Origin of the sequence: Pseudolabrys sp., assembly GCF_050250095.1 — a bacterium.
GTDB lineage: Bacteria > Pseudomonadota > Alphaproteobacteria > Rhizobiales > Xanthobacteraceae > Pseudolabrys.
Map to the genome: position 1 here is coordinate 308,300 of NZ_JBFWPH010000003.1, position 15,795 is coordinate 324,094.

Here is a 15,795-nt window from a genome sequence, read left to right on the forward strand (position 1 = left end):
TTTTGCGCGCCGCGCTGCCGCGACACGCCGGCGGGACCGTCAGGCCCGGCGGCTGACGATGCGGGCGGTGCGCCGCTTGGCGGCCCGCGCCTTGCGATTCATCGGACCTGCCGGACGCGCCGGCAGCGGGCAGAAGGTGCCGTCGGGAAATTCGAGATAGCGCGATACCGGACCGCCGCGGCGGCCTTCGATGACGAGTTTGGTTCCGACGGGAAACCGGTCGGGCAAGCGGGCAGATCGGGACGCCATGACACTCTCCTTGATCGCCAATCGTCCCCTACCAATGTGTAGGCCCGGCGAAGGTTCGGCCCATCCTTCGGGTTATCCACAGATTCAGGGCATTTTTGCACCGTTCCCGGACGGATTCGGCGACCTCGCCGCTTGCGGTCCGACGTGTTAGGAGGAACCTCACGAAATGACCGGGAAACCCCTGTAATTCCAATGACCGCGCCTCTGAAATCGGTCGATCCGGCCACCGATATCGCCACGCTGATGCAGGGCATCGGCCGGCGCGCCCGCGCGGCCGCGCGGGTGCTGGCGCTCGCCCCGGCCGAGCAGAAGGACCGCGCCCTGCACGCCATGGCGGCGGCGCTGCGCGCACAGAGTTCCGCGATCCTCGCCGCCAACCGGGAGGACGTCGCCGAGGCCCGCGCCGGCGGTCAGACCGCCGCCTATATCGACCGCCTCAGCCTCGACGAAAAGCGGATCGGCGGCATGGCGGAGGGCCTCGAAACCGTCGCCGGGCTGCTCGATCCCGTCGGCACCGTCACCGAGCGCTGGACGCGCCCGAACGGCATGACCATCGAGCGCGTACGCGTGCCGCTCGGCGTGATCGGCATCATCTATGAGAGCCGCCCGAATGTGACGGCGGACGCCGGCGCGCTGTGCCTGAAGTCCGGCAATGCCGCGATCCTGCGCGGCGGCTCGGACAGCCTGCGCTCGGCCCGCGCGATCCATGCCGCGCTCGCCACCGGCCTGCGCGACGCCAACCTGCCCGAAGACGCGATCCAGCTCGTGCCGGTTCGCGACCGCGACGCCGTCGGCATGATGCTGGCCGGCCTCGACGGCAATATCGACGTCATCGTTCCCCGCGGCGGCAAGAGCCTGGTCGGCCGGGTGCAGGACGAGGCGCGGGTGCCGGTGTTTGCTCATCTCGAGGGCGTCTGCCATGTCTTCATCGACAAGGCGGCCTCGCTCGAGATGGCGCGCAAGATCGTGTTCAACGCCAAGATGCGCCGTACCGGCGTGTGCGGCGCGGCCGAGTCGCTGCTGGTCGACAAGGCGGCGGCGGCAACCGAATTGAAACCTTTGATCGCCATGCTGATCGAAGCGGGCTGTGAGGTTCGCGGCGACAAGGCGAGCCAGGCAGCCGATCCGCGGGTCAAATCTGCGAGCGAGGATGACTGGTCGACCGAATATCTCGACGCCATCATCTCCTGCAAAGTGGTCGACGGCATCGACGCCGCCATCGCCCATATCGACCGCTACGGCTCGCACCACACCGACGCGATCATCACCGACGACGACGAAGCCGCGGAGAAATTCCTGCGCGAAGTCGACTCGGCGATCGTTCTGCACAACGCCTCGACCCAGTTTGCCGATGGCGGCGAGTTCGGTTTCGGCGCCGAGATCGGCATCGCCACCGGCCGACTGCATGCGCGCGGCCCGGTCGGCGTCGAGCAGCTCACGACATTCAAATATCGTATCCGCGGCACCGGCCAGATTCGTCCGTGAAGTCCCCTGTCATCGTCCGCAACGAGCTGTCGTTGCCACCCTTCTCGCCCGGCATGCGGATCGGCCTGTTCGGCGGAACCTTCGATCCGCCGCACCGGGCCCATCTCGGCGCGACACTGCTGGCGATGAAGCGGCTCAATCTCGACCGGGTCTGGTGGCTGGTCACGCCCGGCAATCCGCTGAAGGACACGAGCGGGCTTGCGCCGCTGGCAAGCCGCATCGCCGCCGCGCGGTCGCTGACCCATCATCCGCGCATCGACGTCAGCGGCATCGAAGCCGTCATCAAGACGAGATATTCGCACGATACTCTGGCGTGGCTGGTGCGCCGATGCCGGGGCGTTCGTTTCGTCTGGATCATGGGCGCGGACAATCTGCGGAGCTTTCACCGCTGGCAGCGTTGGCGCGAGATCGCGAGCCTCATTCCCTTCGTCGTGGTCGACCGGCTGGGGCCGAGCCTCTATGCCGCGGCAAGTCCCGCCGCCCACGCGCTGGCGCGCTGGCGCATTCCGGAGGAAGCGGCGCGCTCCTTGCCGAGCCGCCGGGCGCCGGCCTGGACCTATCTGCACGGCTTGAAATCCGCGCTGTCTTCGACTGCGCTGCGCGCTCTGCGCAAAAAGGGCTGGTCGGGCACGACCGCCAGAAAGCCCGCCAGAGCATCGACCGGGAAGCCGGGCGCCAAAGCGGGCATCAAGACTGGTACCACGAAACCGGCGGCCGGAAAGTCCGCCAAAAAGACCGCCGGCGCAAAGCGCCGGGCGACCGTTGCCGCAAAAGGTAAAAAGCCGAGTGGCAAGAAACGCCGCTAATCGCTATCTTGATGATGCGTTCAAGCGTACCGATATCGAGCCTGACACGACCAAGCACGAGAGCAACCGCGACACCCGGAAAGGATCGAAACCCCTGTCGACCCATGTGATCTCACGGGCGGCACGTCGTTCGCCCGCCGTCTCCCAGCGCCCGAGCGCCAAGGAGACGCTCCGCCTGATCCTCGACTGCCTCGATGACATGAAGGCCGAGGACAGCGTCACCATCGACCTCACCGGAAAATCCTCGATCGGCGATTACATGATCGTGACCACCGGCCGCTCGCAGCGGCATGTGGGCGCGGTCGCCGATAACGTCGTCAAGGAAATGGCCGGCGCCGGCATTCGCGGCGTGCGCGTCGAAGGCATGCCGCAATGCGACTGGGTGCTGATCGACGCCGGCGACGTCATCGTTCACGTCTTCCGGCCGGAATCGCGCGCCTTCTACGGCCTCGAGAAGATGTGGTCGCCGGGACGCGGCACGCGCCAGACCGGCTGAGCGGACCGGCGGCGCGATGCGTATCGTCGTTGCCGCCATCGGCCGGCTCAAGCGGGGGCCCGAAACCGAGCTCGCGGAGCGCTATCGCGACCGCGCGGCGAAAGCCGGCCGCTCGCTCGGCCTGCGCGATGTCGAGATCGTCGAGATCCGGGAAAGCCGCGCGCAGGATGCGCCGACGCGCATGCTGGAGGAATCGATCGCGCTCGCCAATGTGATCCCGGACGGCGCGGCGACCGTGCTGCTCGACGAGCGCGGCGAGAATACCGACAGCGCCAAATTCGCCACGCTGATCTCGCAATGGCGGGCCGCCAACAAGCCGGCCACCGTCTTCATCATCGGCGGCGCCGACGGGCTTGCCCCCGCCCTTGCCGACAAGGCGGCTTTGCGGATCGCATTCGGAACCGCGACCTGGCCGCACCAGCTGGTGCGCGTCCTGCTGCTGGAGCAGATCTACCGCGCCGTCACGATCCTGTCGGGCCACCCTTACCACCGTAGTTGAACCGCGGTTTGGACTTAATTTGGCGGCAATCCTGCCGGCAGGTGCCGCCCGATGCTTGCCGGCTGCGACCATTGGCGTAATTTCGAAGAAATGATCGAGGCACAGACGATTCGGCCGGCGCCAAGCCGGCGCCTTGCCGATGCCCGCAGGCACCGGTTTTTGGCGGCATCGCTCGTCGTCGGATTGTCGATCGCGGCCGGCCAGCCGGCGCTCGCGCAGACCGCCAAACCGGGCGACAAGACCGGCGCGCTCGAGCAGATTAAGAAGCACGATCAGGATCTCGAAAAGCTGCGCGACGAGCAGCGCAAGGCACACGAAGCCGAAGCGATGCTGAAGCGCGAGATCGAGAATCTCGGCACCGACCGCCGCAAGCTCAACCAGGACCTCGTCGATACCGCCGCGCGGCTGCGCAAGCTCGAAAACGCGATCGCGGCGACGCAGGCGCGGTTGAAGCCGCTCGACAGCAAGGAAGCCGCCATCCGCAAGTCGCTCGAGGCGCGGCGCGCGGTCATCTCGGAAGTGCTCGCCGCGCTTCAGCGTATGGGACGCCGGCCGCCGCCGGCGCTGATCGCGACGCCGGAAGACGCGCTGCAATCGGTGCGCACCGCGATGCTGCTCGGCGCCGTGCTACCCGAGATGCGCACCGAGGTGAAAGCGCTGGCGAGCGACCTGTCCTCGCTGGTCGATGTGCGCAAGGACATCGCCGCCGAACGCACGCGGCTCGACGGCGAGGTCGCCGCGCTCGACAAGGACCGCAAGCGCATCGCTGCACTGGTCGAGGAGCGTCAGAAGCAGCAAGTTGATCGGGAGAAAACGCTCGACGCGGAGCGCGCCCGCGCGACGCAGCTCGCCCGCGATGCCGACAATTTGAAGGATCTGATCGCCAAGCTGGAAAAGAATCTCGACAGCGCGGCGCGCGCCGCGCGCGAGGCGGCACGAATCAATTCGAACCCCGCGCTTGCGGTATCCCGCGACCCCGGCCGGCTGGCGCCGGCCGTGTCTTTCGCGTCACTCCGCGGCCACATTCCGATACCGGTTAACGGCGTCAAGATTCGCGACTTCGGCTCGCCTGACGCCGTCGGCGGCACCGAAAAGGGCCTTTCCATTGCAACCAGGGCGGGCGCGCAAGTCACCGCGCCGGCGGATGGCTGGGTGGTTTACGCAGGGCCGTTCCGCTCCTACGGGCAACTCTTGATCCTCAATGCCGGCGGCGGGTATCATGTCTTGCTCGCCGGAATGGAACGGATTTCAGTCGATCTCGGACAGTTCGTGCTGGCCGGAGAACCGGTTGCGGCGATGGGAAACAGCTCACACATCGCAGCTATTCTGGCGACGGGAGCTTCGCAACCGGTGCTGTATGTCGAGTTCCGCAAAGACGGAACGCCGTTCGATCCAGGCCCATGGTGGGCAGCAGGCGAAGTAGAAAAGGTTCGCGGATGATGCGCAAGACATCTCTCATTCTTCTCGGTGCGGTCGCAGGCGCGGCGGTGACGATTCTCGCCACCCAGCCGCGGCTGATGCTCGTCGGCGCGAGCGCCAACGCAGCCGCCGCCGACACGTACCGGCAACTCAACCTGTTCGGCGACGTGTTCGAGCGCGTGCGCGCCGACTACGTCGAGAAGCCGAACGACTCGAAACTGATCGAAACCGCGATCAACGGCATGCTGGCCGGGCTCGATCCGCATTCGAGCTACATGGATCCGAAGAATTTCCGCGACATGCAGGTGCAGACCCGCGGCGAGTTCGGCGGCCTCGGCATCGAGGTCACGATGGAAGACGGCCTCATCAAGGTCGTCGCGCCGATCGACGATACGCCCGCCGCGAAGGCCGGCGTGCTCGCCAACGACCTCATCCTCAAGCTCGACGACGAGCAGGTGCAAGGCCTGACGCTGCAGCAGGCGGTCGAGAAGATGCGCGGCCGCGAAGGCACCACGATCAAGCTGACGATCCGCCGCAAGGACGTCGACAAGCCGGTGGAGGTCACGCTGACCCGCGCCCGCATCCACGTCCGCTCGGTGCGCTCGCGCGTCGAGGGCGACGATGTCGGCTATGTGCGCATCACCCAGTTCAACGAGCAGACCACCGAGGGCCTGAAGAAGGCGATCACCGACATCAACGCCAAGGTCGCCAAGGACAAGCTCAAGGGTTATGTGCTCGACCTGCGCAACAATCCGGGTGGCCTCCTCGATCAGGCGATCGCGGTGTCCGACGCCTTCCTGCAGAAGGGCGAGATCGTTTCGACCCGTGGCCGCAATGTCGAGGAGACGCAGCGCTACAACGCCCGCTCCGGCGACCTGACCGGCGGCAAGCCGGTGATCGTGCTCGTCAACGGCGGCTCCGCCTCGGCCTCCGAGATCGTTGCCGGCGCCTTGCAGGACCACAAGCGCGCGACCGTCCTCGGCACGCGCTCGTTCGGCAAGGGCTCGGTGCAGACCATCATCCCGCTCGGCTCCGGCAACGGCGCGCTGCGCCTGACCACGGCGCGCTATTACACGCCGTCCGGCAAGTCGATCCAGGCCAAGGGCATCGTTCCCGACATCGAAGTGCTGCAGGACGTGCCGGACGAGATGAAGTCGCGCTCCGACACCAAGGGCGAAGCTTCGCTGCGCGGTCACCTGAAGGCGGACGGCCAGGAGCAGACCGGCTCGCAGGCCTACATCCCGCCTGATGCCAAGAACGACAAGGCGCTCAACACCGCCTACGACCTGCTGCGCGGCACCCAGAAGAACTCGGCCTTCCCGCCGAACCCGGCTTCGGCCGTGCCGAACTGATCGCTCAGAAATATCGGCGTGAAGGGCGGCCTCAGGGCCGCCCTTTTTCGTTGACCGTCGGTCAACCCTGAAAAGCGCGAGCCGGCGAGCGCCGGAATTGCCGTGGTAGAGTCCCCCGATGATTCGCGAGGAACAGGGCCGCGGCCGTGGATGAATTCGACGCCCCCCTCGGCAAGAAGACGACCTCGAAGCGGCTGAAACTGCCGTTCACGCCGCCGCAACTGCTGGCCGGCGCGCTCGCCATGTCGATCGTCGCGATCGGACTCTGGACGATGTTCGCCAGCGATCCTTACGGCGGCGAGCCGGTCGCGGTGGTGCCGGCCGGTTCGATCGACCTCGCAACGCAGAAAGATCATTCGGTCGCCGCCGCCGTTCAGGCCGGAACGCCGGGACAGCCGCGCCCGGCTGGTACAGGCGTCACGGTGCCCGCCGCCAAGACGACCCAGCCGCCGCCGCCCGGCAGCAAGACCGTGACCATCATCGACGGCTCGAGCGGCAAGCGCGAGGAAGTGTTGCTGCCGCCGCAAGGCAACGGCGCCGTCCGCGGGCCGCAGGGTCTTTCACAGAACGGCGCACCGCAGGGCGGCCCCCACGGCGGCTCGCAAGGAATTGCCGTCGATCCGAAGTTGCTGGAGACGACCCGGCATGGCGCCATCCCGCGCATTGCGGCGGATGGCACCCGGCCGTCGACGGCATTCGCCAGGCCGGTGCCGATCGACCCCGCCCGCAAGGATTTTCCCAAGGTCGCGATCGTGGTCGGCAGCCTGGGCGTCAGCGCGTCCGGCACGGCCGACGCCCTCTCTCGCCTTCCCGCCACCGTGACCCTTGCACTGTCGCCCTACAGCACCGACGCCAACCGGCTCGCCGGTCAGGCCGCCGCACGCGGCCACGAGCTGCTGCTTCAGGTTCCGATGGAGCCGTTCGACTATCCCGACAACGATCCCGGCCCGCAGACGCTGCTGACCTCGCTCAGCGTCGAGCAGAATATCGACCGTCTGCATTGGCAGATGAGCCGCGTGCAGGGTTATGTCGGCATCGTCAACTTCATGGGCGCGCGCTTCTCCGCCTCCGATCAGGCGCTGTCGCCGATCATGCGCGAAGCCGCCAAGCGCGGGCTGATCTATGTCGATAACGGCGCGTCGCAACGCAGCGTCGCTAGCCAACTGTCGGGCAGCCAGAGCCTGCCCTTCGCGCGCGCGGATATCGTCATCGATGCGGTGCCGGCCACGGCGGAGATCGACGCCGCGCTGAACCGGCTGGAGGCCGCCGCCCGGCGTCACGGCAGCGCAGTCGGCATCGCCGCGGCGCTGCCGGCGGCGGTCAACCACATCGCCGAATGGGCGAAAAAGGCCGAGACCCGCGGCATTCTTCTCGTCCCCATCAGCATGGTCGCCAACAAGGCGAAGCAGAGCTGACGGCGCGGACACGCGCGGCGGCGCACGACAGGATTTCAAATGCCGGACTATGAATCCCTTCCCTATCGCCCCTGTGCCGGCATCATGGTGCTGAACCGCGCAGGCCTCGTCTTCATCGGCCGCCGCTCCGGCGGGCCCGAGCATGTCGACGACCTGCACGCATGGCAGATGCCGCAAGGCGGCATCGACGAGGGCGAAGACCCTTATCGCGCCGCGCTGCGCGAGCTTTACGAAGAGACGAACATCAAGTCGGTCGAGAAAATCGGTGAAGTGCCTGGCTGGCTGCACTACGACATTCCGCCCGACATCGCCGGACAGGCCTGGAAGGGCAAGTATCGCGGGCAGAAGCAGAAATGGTACGCGCTGCGCTTCACCGGCGACGACAGCGAGATCGACGTCGAAAATCCCGGTGGCAGCCACGAGCCGGAATTCATCGCGTGGCGATGGGAGCGGATCGAAAACGTCCCCGCGCTGGTGGTGCCTTTCAAACGACCGCTCTACGACCAGGTCATCAGCGCCTTCGCATCGCTTGTGTAGAGTTTTCTCCTTGTCGCGTTTTCTTCACGCGAACCGGTGCCCACTTCGCTCGAAAACGCTCCAGTTTGCCGCAGGGCATTTCGCCACGTCGACATGCCGCGAAGCCGCCACCGGCGTCCCTTAGGTCACTCCCGCATCATTGGGAGAACCTGACGCAATGTTCGACGCAAAGAACCTTCTCGACCAGTTCCTCGGCGGCAATGCCGGCAACGCACCGGGCGCGCCCGGCCAGCCGCAGCAAGGCGCGGGCGGCCAACTCGGCGGCCTCGCTGGCATGCTCGGCAACAATCTCGGCGGCATCGGCGGCGGCGCGGTTGCAGGCGGGCTTGCCGCGCTGCTGCTCGGCTCGAAAAGCGGCCGCAAGGTCGCCGGCACCGCGTTACAGTACGGCGGCATGGCCGTGGTGGGCGCGCTGGCCTACAAGGCCTATCAGAACTGGCAGGCCGGCAATTCGGTCGCGCAATCGAGCGCCGTGGCATCGAGCCCCGCCGGATTGCTGCCGCCGCCGGCCGATACGCCGTTCGCGCCGACGGAGACCGGCGCGCAGCAATCGCTCGGCCGCCATCTGTTGCGCGCGATGATCGCCGCCGCGAAGGCCGACGGCCACATCGACGCCGCGGAACAGACCGCGATCTTCACCGAGATGGACAGGCTGCCGCTGTCGGCAGAGGACAAGGCTTTCGTGATGGACGAGTTGCGCCGGCCGCTCGACGTCGACGCCGTGGCGCGTGGCGCGCGCACGCCGGAGGAAGCCGCCAGCCTTTACACCGCATCGCTGCTGGCGATCGATGTCGACAACGCCTCCGAGCGCGCCTACCTCTCGCTGCTCGCCGCGCGACTCAATCTCGACGATGCGCTGGTCAAGCACCTGCACGCGACGATCGAGGGCGCGACCGTGCCGGCGTCCGGCAAGCCGACGGCGCTGGCGGGCTGACGGAGCAGCGTTCCTAAAAGCAAAATGCCCGGCATCAGCCGGGCATTTTTTATTTCAGAATGCCGCAGCGATCAGTGCATCGCCGTACCGGTGAGATGGCGGTTCACTTCCTTGAAGTGGTCGAGCCGGGTGATGAGCTTGTCCAGCTCGGAGCCTTGCTCCATCTTCGCCGCACGCGCTTCGAGATCGCTGATGCGCTGCGCGACCATCGCCGTATCGATCGCCTCCACCGTATCCGCAACGTCGGCGACCACGGTCAGGCCGGTCGGCGAAACTTCGGCAAAACCGCCGAGCACGACGATCTTCTTCGGACCGCCGTCGCCATGCACGGTGAGGATGCCCGGCCGCAGCGTCGCCACCATCGGCGCATGGCCGGCGAGCACGCCGAAGTCGCCTTCGATGCCCGGCACATCGACCTGGGTGACGTCACCGGAGAACAGCAGCTTCTCCGGCGAGACCAGTTCGAACTTGAAAGTGGCCATGACGCGATTCCTGCCCGGCCGTTAGGCCGCTTCCGCCGCGAGCTTGCGGCCCTTCTCGACCGCTTCCTCGATGGTGCCGACCATGTAGAAGGCGGCTTCCGGCAGATGGTCGTACTTGCCTTCGACGAGGCCCTTGAAGCCCTTGATGGTGTCTTCGAGGCTGACCAGCTTGCCCGGCGCGCCGGTGAACACTTCCGCGACGTGGAACGGCTGCGACAGGAAGCGCTCGATCTTGCGGGCGCGCGCCACCGTCAGCTTGTCGTCTTCGGAGAGTTCGTCCATGCCCAGGATGGCGATGATGTCCTGCAGCGCCTTGTAACGCTGCAGCACCTGCTGCACCTGACGGGCGACCGCGTAGTGCTCCTCGCCGACGACGAGCGGCGACAGCATGCGAGATGTCGAGTCGAGCGGGTCCACCGCCGGATAGATGCCCTTCGCCGCGATATCGCGCGACAGCACGGTGGTCGCGTCCAAGTGCGCGAACGAGGTGGCCGGCGCCGGGTCGGTCAAGTCGTCGGCCGGCACGTAAATCGCCTGCACCGAGGTGATCGAACCCTTGGTCGTGGTGGTGATGCGCTCCTGCAGCGCGCCCATGTCGGTCGCGAGCGTCGGCTGATAGCCCACCGCCGAGGGAATACGGCCCAAGAGCGCCGACACTTCCGAACCCGCCTGCGTGAAGCGGAAGATGTTGTCGACGAAGAACAGCACGTCCTGGCCCTGATCGCGGAAATATTCCGACAGCGTGAGGCCGGTGAGGCCGACGCGGGCGCGGGCGCCCGGCGGCTCGTTCATCTGGCCGAACACCAGCGCGCACTTTGAGCCTTCGCCGCCGCCCTTCTTGTTGACGCCGGATTCGATGAACTCGTGATAGAGGTCGTTGCCCTCACGGGTACGCTCGCCGACGCCGGCGAACACCGAATAACCGCCGTGCGCCTTGGCGACGTTGTTGATCAGTTCCTGAATGAGCACCGTCTTGCCGACGCCGGCGCCGCCGAACAGGCCGATCTTGCCGCCCTTGGCGTAAGGCGCGAGCAGATCGACGACCTTGATGCCGGTGACGAGAATCTGCGCTTCGGTCGACTGGTCGGTGTATTTCGGCGCTTCCGCATGGATCGGGCGCTTGTCCTCGGACTTCACCGGGCCGGCTTCGTCGATCGGCTCGCCGATGACGTTGATGATGCGGCCGAGAAGGCCGGGGCCGACCGGCACCGCGATCGGCAGGCCGGTGTCGGTGACCTGCTGGCCGCGCACCAGCCCTTCGGTGACGTCCATCGCGATCGTGCGCACGGTCGACTCACCGAGATGCTGGGCGACTTCGAGCACCAGCCGGTTGCCGCCGTTGTCGGTTTCCAGCGAGTTCAGGATCGCCGGCAGGGCGCCCTCGAACTGCACGTCGACGACCGCGCCGATGACCTGCGTGATCTTGCCCGTCCGGTTGGAAGTTGCCTGTGTGGCCATGTTCGTCCTCGTTACTCTCTTTTATCTGTGCGCTTAGAGCGCTTCGGCGCCGGAGATGATCTCGATCAGTTCCTTCGTGATCATCGCCTGCCGTGTGCGGTTATAGGTAATGGTCTGCTTGCGGATCATGTCGCCGGCGTTGCGGGTCGCGTTGTCCATCGCGGACATCTGCGAGCCGTAGAACGACGCATTGTTTTCCAAGAGCGCGCGGAAAATCTGCGTCGCCACGTAGCGCGGCAGCAATTCGCCGAGGATTTCGTCTTCCTCCGGCTCGTATTCGTAAGACGCCGTGCCGGCAGCCTCGCCGCCCTCGAACTTCGGGGGGATGATCTGCTGCGCGGTCGGGACCTGCGAGATCACCGACTTGAACTGCGCGTAGAAGAGCGTCGCGACGTCGAATTCGCCGCGCTCGAACATCGCCAGCACCTTGTCGGCGATATCGGCGGCGTTGCCGTAACCGAGCACGCGCACGTTGCGCAGCTCGACGCGGTCGACGATCAGCTTCTCGTAGTTGCGGCGGAGCTGCTCGTAGCCCTTCTTGCCGACGGTGAGGATTTTCACCTCTTTGCCCTCGGCCACCAGACGATTGATGTGCTCGCGGGCGAGCCGCACGATCGAGGAGTTGAAGGCGCCGGCAAGGCCGCGCTCGCCGGTCGCGACGATCAGCAGGTGGACGCGGTCATTGCCCGTGCCGGCAAGCAGCTTCGGCGCGCCGTCGGAACCGGCCATGCCGCTCGCGATATTGGCGAGCACACGCTCCATGCGCTCGGCATAGGGACGCGCCGCCTCGGCCGCGGCCTGCGCGCGGCGCAGCTTGGACGCCGCGACCATCTGCATGGCCTTGGTGATCTTCTGCGTCGCCTTGGTCGCGGCGATGCGGACCCGCATGTCCTTGAGTGAAGCCATCGGACTTAAGCCGTTCCTTTACGCGAAGCTGGCGGCATACTTGTCGACTTCGGCCTTGAGCTTCTTCTCGGTGTCGGCCGTCAGGTCGTTGGTCTTGCGGATGTCCTCGAGGATGCTCTTCTCGTTGCGCAGCAGCGCCAGCAGGCCCTGCTCGAAGGCGCGCACGCGGCCGACATCGAACTTGTCGAGATAGCCGTTGACGCCGGCGTAGATCACCGCGACCTGCTCTTCCATCTTCAGCGGCGAGAACTGCGCCTGCTTGAGAAGCTCGGTCAGGCGCGAGCCGCGCGCCAAGAGGCGCTGGGTGGTGGCGTCGAGGTCGGAGCCGAACTGCGCGAAGGCCGCCATTTCGCGATACTGCGCGAGCTCGCCCTTGATCTTGCCGGCGACCTTTTTCATCGCCTTGGTCTGCGCCGAGGAGCCGACGCGCGACACCGAAAGGCCGACGTTCACCGCCGGACGGATACCCTGATAGAACAAGTCGGTCTCGAGGAAGATCTGGCCGTCGGTGATCGAAATCACGTTGGTCGGGATGTAGGCCGAGACGTCGTTGGCCTGCGTCTCGATGACCGGCAGCGCCGTCAGCGAACCGTTGCCGGCGGCGTCGCCCATCTTCGCGGCGCGCTCCAAGAGGCGCGAGTGGAGATAGAACACGTCACCCGGATAGGCTTCGCGGCCCGGCGGGCGGCGCAGCAGCAGCGACATCTGGCGATAGGCGACGGCCTGCTTGGACAGATCGTCATAGATGATGACGGCGTGCATGCCGTTGTCGCGGAAGTACTCGCCCATCGTGCAGCCGGCGAACGGCGCCAGGAACTGCATCGGGGCCGGATCGGAGGCGGTCGCGGCAACGACGATGGAATATTCCATCGCACCCTGCTCCTCGAGCACCTTCACGAACTGCGCGACGGTGGAACGCTTCTGGCCGACCGCGACATAGACGCAATACAGCCGGATCTTCTCGTCCGGCTGCGCGTTGAGCGGCTTCTGGTTCAGAATGGTGTCGAGCGCCACGGCGGTCTTGCCGGTCTGGCGGTCGCCGATGATCAGCTCGCGCTGGCCGCGGCCGATCGGGATCAGCGCGTCGATCGCCTTGAGGCCGGTCGCCATCGGCTCGTGCACCGACTTGCGCGGAATGATGCCGGGCGCCTTGACGTCCACGCGGGCGCGCTTCTCGGCCTTGATCGGGCCCTTGCCGTCGATCGGATTGCCGAGCGCGTCGACCACGCGGCCGAGCAGACCCTTGCCGACCGGCACGTCGACGATGGCGCCGGTGCGCTTGGCAGTCTGGCCTTCCTTGATCTCGCGGTCGCTGCCGAAGATCACGATACCGACGTTGTCGGTTTCGAGGTTCAGCGCCATGCCGCGCGTACCGTTCTCGAACTCGACCATCTCGCCGGCCTGAACCTTGTCGAGACCGTAGACGCGGGCGATGCCGTCACCGACGGACAACACCTGTCCGACTTCGGAGACTTCGGCTTCCTGGCCGAAATTCTTGATCTGGTCCTTCAGAATGGCGGAGATTTCTGCGGCGCGGATATCCATCAGCGTGCCTCTTTCATCGCAATCTTGATCGCATTGAGTTTGGTGCGCAGCGAGGTGTCGACCATCCGGCTGCCCACCTTGACGATGAGGCCGCCGATGATGGCCGGATCGACATTCACGCTGAAGTCGATGTCCTTGCCGCCGGTGACGTTTTTGATCGCGCCCTTGAGCGCGTCGAGATTGGCGTCGCTGAGCTTCTCGGCGACCGTCACCTCGGCGGTGACTTCGCCTCTGTGCTTGGCGACCAGCGCGCGGAACGCGCGGATCATGCCGCGCACCGCGAACAGACGGCGGTTGCGCGCAATGACCTGAAGGAATTTGGCGGCGAGGCCCTTGATGCCGGCCTTGTCGAGCACCGCGGCAAGCGCCTTGGCCTGCTCGTCGGCGCCGAACACCGGGCTGCGGACCAGCCGCTCGAGGTCGGGACTGCCGGCCACGAGGGCGTCGAAACTGTCGAGATCCTTGCGGACCTGATCGACGGCCTTTTCCTCGAGGGCCAGCTCAAAAAGGGCGGTGGCGTAACGGCCAGCCATGCCGGAGATCGTCGGGTCTTCGCCTGCCACTGTGACGCTCGTCTCTCACATACCCACAAGCGCGGCACCGTCGCGGAAGGCGGCGCAAGCCTATGGAATCCAAACGGGAATTCTGACTGCGAGGGACCACCGCGGGGAGCGCGGAAACCTCGCAAAATCGCGGGTTTTGCTATCACACGGTCTTTCGCCGTGCAACACGATCCGGCCTCAGGAAAAGGTCGAAAACGCCGGGCTCCCGCGGCAAAACGGCCCGCCGCATAGCCGCCATACCTCGCGAAGCGGGACCGGCAGGGCTAGGCTCCGCCCCCGCGGCAAAGGCCGCACAGCCTCCCCCGGACCGCGCAACACCCCTGCCGGGCGCCCCCTGAGCCAAGATTGCCTTGAGCACGACCGACAAAGCCAAAACCACCACCGCAGATCCCAACGCCTCGATCCGGGGCGCGCGGCTGCTCGTCCTGCTGCTGGCGCTGGCCTGGGGCCTCAACTGGCCGATGTCGCGGCTGACGCTGGCCGAGTTGCCGCCGTGGGGCACGCGCTTCCTGAGCCTCGGCCTCGGAACGCTGGTGTTGTTCATGGTCGTGGTCATCAGCCGCCGCCGTCTGCTCATTCGGCCGGCGAACCTGATCCACGTCACCGTCGCCGGCTTCTTCAACGTCGCCGCCTTCAACATCCTCAATATCGAGGCGATCGCCTCGGGCAACGCCTCGCGCGCGGTGGTGATCGCTTATTCGATGCCGATCTGGGCGGCACTGATGGCCTGGCTCACCGTCGGCGAGGTTTTCGACCGCGTCCGGGTACTGGCGCTGCTGCTGTGCGCGACGGGTCTCGTCACATTGATCTGGCCGCTGGCGCAGCACGGACTGCCGTTCAGCGCGCTGCTGTCGCTCGGTTGCGCCTTCGCGTGGGCGATCGGCACCGTCTACATGAAATGGGCGGACATCGACGCCGACGCGATCACGATCACCGCCTGGCAATTGCTGGTCGGCTGGATCTTCATCGGCGCCGGCATGCTGATATTCGAAGGCCCGCCGCCGGACGTCACGGCGCTGCACGTCACGACCATCGGCCCGCTGGTCTACAACGGCCTGATCGGCTTCGGTCTCGCCTATTCACTGTGGTTCACCATCGTCGGGCGGCTGCCGGCGATGACGGCTTCGCTCGGCTCGCTGCTCGTTCCGGTCGTCGGGATCGCGGCGTCTGCCGCGATCCTTGGCGAACGGCCGACGCTGACCGACTATGTCGGCTTCGCGCTGATCTTCGCCGCCGCGGCTTGCGTGCTGCTGCGGCCGAATGTGCGGCACACCGAACTGCCGGAATAATCGGCTATTGTCGTCGCCGCGCGACGACGCCACGGAGACATCATCATGGCCTGGATTTATCTCGCAATCGCTGGACTGTTCGAAATCGGCTGGGCAATCGGCCTGAAATACACCGAAGGTTTCAGCAAGCTGTGGCCGTCGGTCGCAACCGTCGGCGCCATGATCATCAGCCTCGCCTTCCTCGGCCTCGCGCTGAAGTCGCTGCCGGTCGGCACGGCCTATGCGGTGTGGACCGGCATCGGCGCGGTCGGCACGGCCGCGCTCGGCATTTATCTGTTCGGGGAGTCCGCCGATATCGCACGGCTCGGCTGCATTGGCCTGATCGTTGCGGGGCTGGTCGGCCTCAAGATGGTCTCTTGA

The 15,795-nt window shown here is 66.3% G+C and carries 17 protein-coding genes; 11 read left to right on the forward strand and 6 right to left on the reverse strand.

Features of this window, described 5'->3' with window-relative positions; genetic code table 11:
- Positions 1–39: 39 nt before the first annotated feature.
- Complete coding sequence (locus AB7F10_RS10930) at positions 40–249, reverse strand: hypothetical protein (RefSeq protein ID WP_428560701.1); 210 nt, start codon at positions 247–249, stop codon at positions 40–42.
- A 192-nt stretch (positions 250–441) separates the two neighbouring features.
- Between AB7F10_RS10930 and AB7F10_RS10935 the strand changes: the two genes are divergently transcribed.
- The 9 genes from AB7F10_RS10935 to AB7F10_RS10975 all read left to right on the forward strand — a co-directional run bounded on the left by AB7F10_RS10935 (position 442) and on the right by AB7F10_RS10975 (position 9,192).
- Complete coding sequence (locus AB7F10_RS10935; protein ID WP_428560703.1) at positions 442–1,734, forward strand: glutamate-5-semialdehyde dehydrogenase; 1,293 nt, start codon at positions 442–444, stop codon at positions 1,732–1,734.
- Entirely contained in the window at positions 1,731–2,540 is an 810-nt protein-coding gene (locus AB7F10_RS10940) for a nicotinate-nucleotide adenylyltransferase (protein ID WP_428560705.1), read from the forward strand. Before AB7F10_RS10935 ends, AB7F10_RS10940 begins: the two co-directional genes overlap by 4 nt.
- Positions 2,541–2,649: 109 nt before the next feature.
- Positions 2,650–3,036, forward strand: a complete 387-nt coding sequence (gene rsfS, locus AB7F10_RS10945; RefSeq protein WP_428561563.1) for a ribosome silencing factor — start codon at positions 2,650–2,652, stop codon at positions 3,034–3,036.
- Positions 3,037–3,052: 16 nt separating this feature from the next.
- On the forward strand, positions 3,053–3,535 hold the full coding sequence (gene rlmH / locus AB7F10_RS10950; protein ID WP_428560708.1) for a 23S rRNA (pseudouridine(1915)-N(3))-methyltransferase RlmH: 483 nt from the start codon (positions 3,053–3,055) through the stop codon (positions 3,533–3,535).
- A 159-nt stretch (positions 3,536–3,694) separates the two neighbouring features.
- Positions 3,695–4,975 (forward strand): murein hydrolase activator EnvC family protein, encoded by a 1,281-nt coding sequence (locus AB7F10_RS10955; RefSeq protein ID WP_428560709.1) that lies wholly within the window; start codon positions 3,695–3,697, stop codon positions 4,973–4,975.
- Positions 4,972–6,306, forward strand: coding sequence for a S41 family peptidase (locus AB7F10_RS10960; protein ID WP_428560711.1), 1,335 nt, complete (start codon positions 4,972–4,974; stop codon positions 6,304–6,306). The genes AB7F10_RS10955 and AB7F10_RS10960 overlap by 4 nt, the downstream gene beginning before the upstream one ends.
- 146 nt (positions 6,307–6,452) lie before the next feature.
- Positions 6,453–7,721, forward strand: a complete 1,269-nt coding sequence (locus AB7F10_RS10965) for a divergent polysaccharide deacetylase family protein (RefSeq protein WP_428560713.1) — start codon at positions 6,453–6,455, stop codon at positions 7,719–7,721.
- A gap of 39 nt (positions 7,722–7,760) precedes the next feature.
- Positions 7,761–8,258, forward strand: a complete 498-nt coding sequence (locus AB7F10_RS10970; RefSeq protein ID WP_428560715.1) for an RNA pyrophosphohydrolase — start codon at positions 7,761–7,763, stop codon at positions 8,256–8,258.
- Between the two features lie 157 nt (positions 8,259–8,415).
- Positions 8,416–9,192 carry a tellurite resistance TerB family protein gene (locus AB7F10_RS10975; RefSeq protein WP_428560718.1) on the forward strand — a complete coding sequence of 259 codons (777 nt, stop codon included), beginning with the start codon at positions 8,416–8,418 and terminating at the stop codon, positions 9,190–9,192.
- A 71-nt stretch (positions 9,193–9,263) separates the two neighbouring features.
- Here AB7F10_RS10975 and AB7F10_RS10980 read toward each other — a convergent pair whose 3' ends face one another.
- Genes AB7F10_RS10980 through AB7F10_RS11000 form a run of 5 tightly spaced genes read right to left on the reverse strand, consistent with a single transcriptional unit; the run spans position 9,264 to position 14,146 of the window.
- Entirely contained in the window at positions 9,264–9,674 is a 411-nt protein-coding gene (locus AB7F10_RS10980; RefSeq protein WP_428560720.1) for a F0F1 ATP synthase subunit epsilon, read from the reverse strand.
- A 21-nt stretch (positions 9,675–9,695) separates the two neighbouring features.
- Positions 9,696–11,132, reverse strand: a complete 1,437-nt coding sequence (gene atpD, locus AB7F10_RS10985; RefSeq protein WP_428560721.1) for a F0F1 ATP synthase subunit beta — start codon at positions 11,130–11,132, stop codon at positions 9,696–9,698.
- Positions 11,133–11,165: 33 nt separating this feature from the next.
- Positions 11,166–12,038, reverse strand: a complete 873-nt coding sequence (locus tag AB7F10_RS10990) for a F0F1 ATP synthase subunit gamma (RefSeq protein WP_428560723.1) — start codon at positions 12,036–12,038, stop codon at positions 11,166–11,168.
- 18 nt (positions 12,039–12,056) lie between these two features.
- Positions 12,057–13,583 carry a F0F1 ATP synthase subunit alpha gene (gene atpA / locus AB7F10_RS10995; protein ID WP_428560725.1) on the reverse strand — a complete coding sequence of 509 codons (1,527 nt, stop codon included), beginning with the start codon at positions 13,581–13,583 and terminating at the stop codon, positions 12,057–12,059.
- Entirely contained in the window at positions 13,583–14,146 is a 564-nt protein-coding gene (locus AB7F10_RS11000) for a F0F1 ATP synthase subunit delta (RefSeq protein WP_428560727.1), read from the reverse strand. The genes atpA and AB7F10_RS11000 overlap by 1 nt, the downstream gene beginning before the upstream one ends.
- A 350-nt stretch (positions 14,147–14,496) precedes the next feature.
- On the opposite strand from AB7F10_RS11000, the gene AB7F10_RS11005 reads away from it, so the two are divergent.
- On the forward strand, positions 14,497–15,435 hold the full coding sequence (locus AB7F10_RS11005; protein WP_428560729.1) for a DMT family transporter: 939 nt from the start codon (positions 14,497–14,499) through the stop codon (positions 15,433–15,435).
- A gap of 45 nt (positions 15,436–15,480) precedes the next feature.
- Complete coding sequence (gene sugE / locus AB7F10_RS11010) at positions 15,481–15,795, forward strand: quaternary ammonium compound efflux SMR transporter SugE (protein WP_428560731.1); 315 nt, start codon at positions 15,481–15,483, stop codon at positions 15,793–15,795.

Coding starts and splice junctions, on each gene's coding strand:
- AB7F10_RS10930 (WP_428560701.1), bottom strand. CDS start 249: ATGGCGTCCCGATCTGCCCGCTTGCCCGACCGGTTTCCCGTCGGAACC.
- AB7F10_RS10935 (WP_428560703.1), top strand. CDS start 442: ATGACCGCGCCTCTGAAATCGGTCGATCCGGCCACCGATATCGCCACG.
- rlmH (WP_428560708.1), top strand. CDS start 3,053: ATGCGTATCGTCGTTGCCGCCATCGGCCGGCTCAAGCGGGGGCCCGAA.
- AB7F10_RS10960 (WP_428560711.1), top strand. CDS start 4,972: ATGATGCGCAAGACATCTCTCATTCTTCTCGGTGCGGTCGCAGGCGCG.
- AB7F10_RS10970 (WP_428560715.1), top strand. CDS start 7,761: ATGCCGGACTATGAATCCCTTCCCTATCGCCCCTGTGCCGGCATCATG.
- AB7F10_RS10975 (WP_428560718.1), top strand. CDS start 8,416: ATGTTCGACGCAAAGAACCTTCTCGACCAGTTCCTCGGCGGCAATGCC.
- AB7F10_RS10980 (WP_428560720.1), bottom strand. CDS start 9,674: ATGGCCACTTTCAAGTTCGAACTGGTCTCGCCGGAGAAGCTGCTGTTC.
- atpD (WP_428560721.1), bottom strand. CDS start 11,132: ATGGCCACACAGGCAACTTCCAACCGGACGGGCAAGATCACGCAGGTC.
- AB7F10_RS10990 (WP_428560723.1), bottom strand. CDS start 12,038: ATGGCTTCACTCAAGGACATGCGGGTCCGCATCGCCGCGACCAAGGCG.
- atpA (WP_428560725.1), bottom strand. CDS start 13,583: ATGGATATCCGCGCCGCAGAAATCTCCGCCATTCTGAAGGACCAGATC.
- sugE (WP_428560731.1), top strand. CDS start 15,481: ATGGCCTGGATTTATCTCGCAATCGCTGGACTGTTCGAAATCGGCTGG.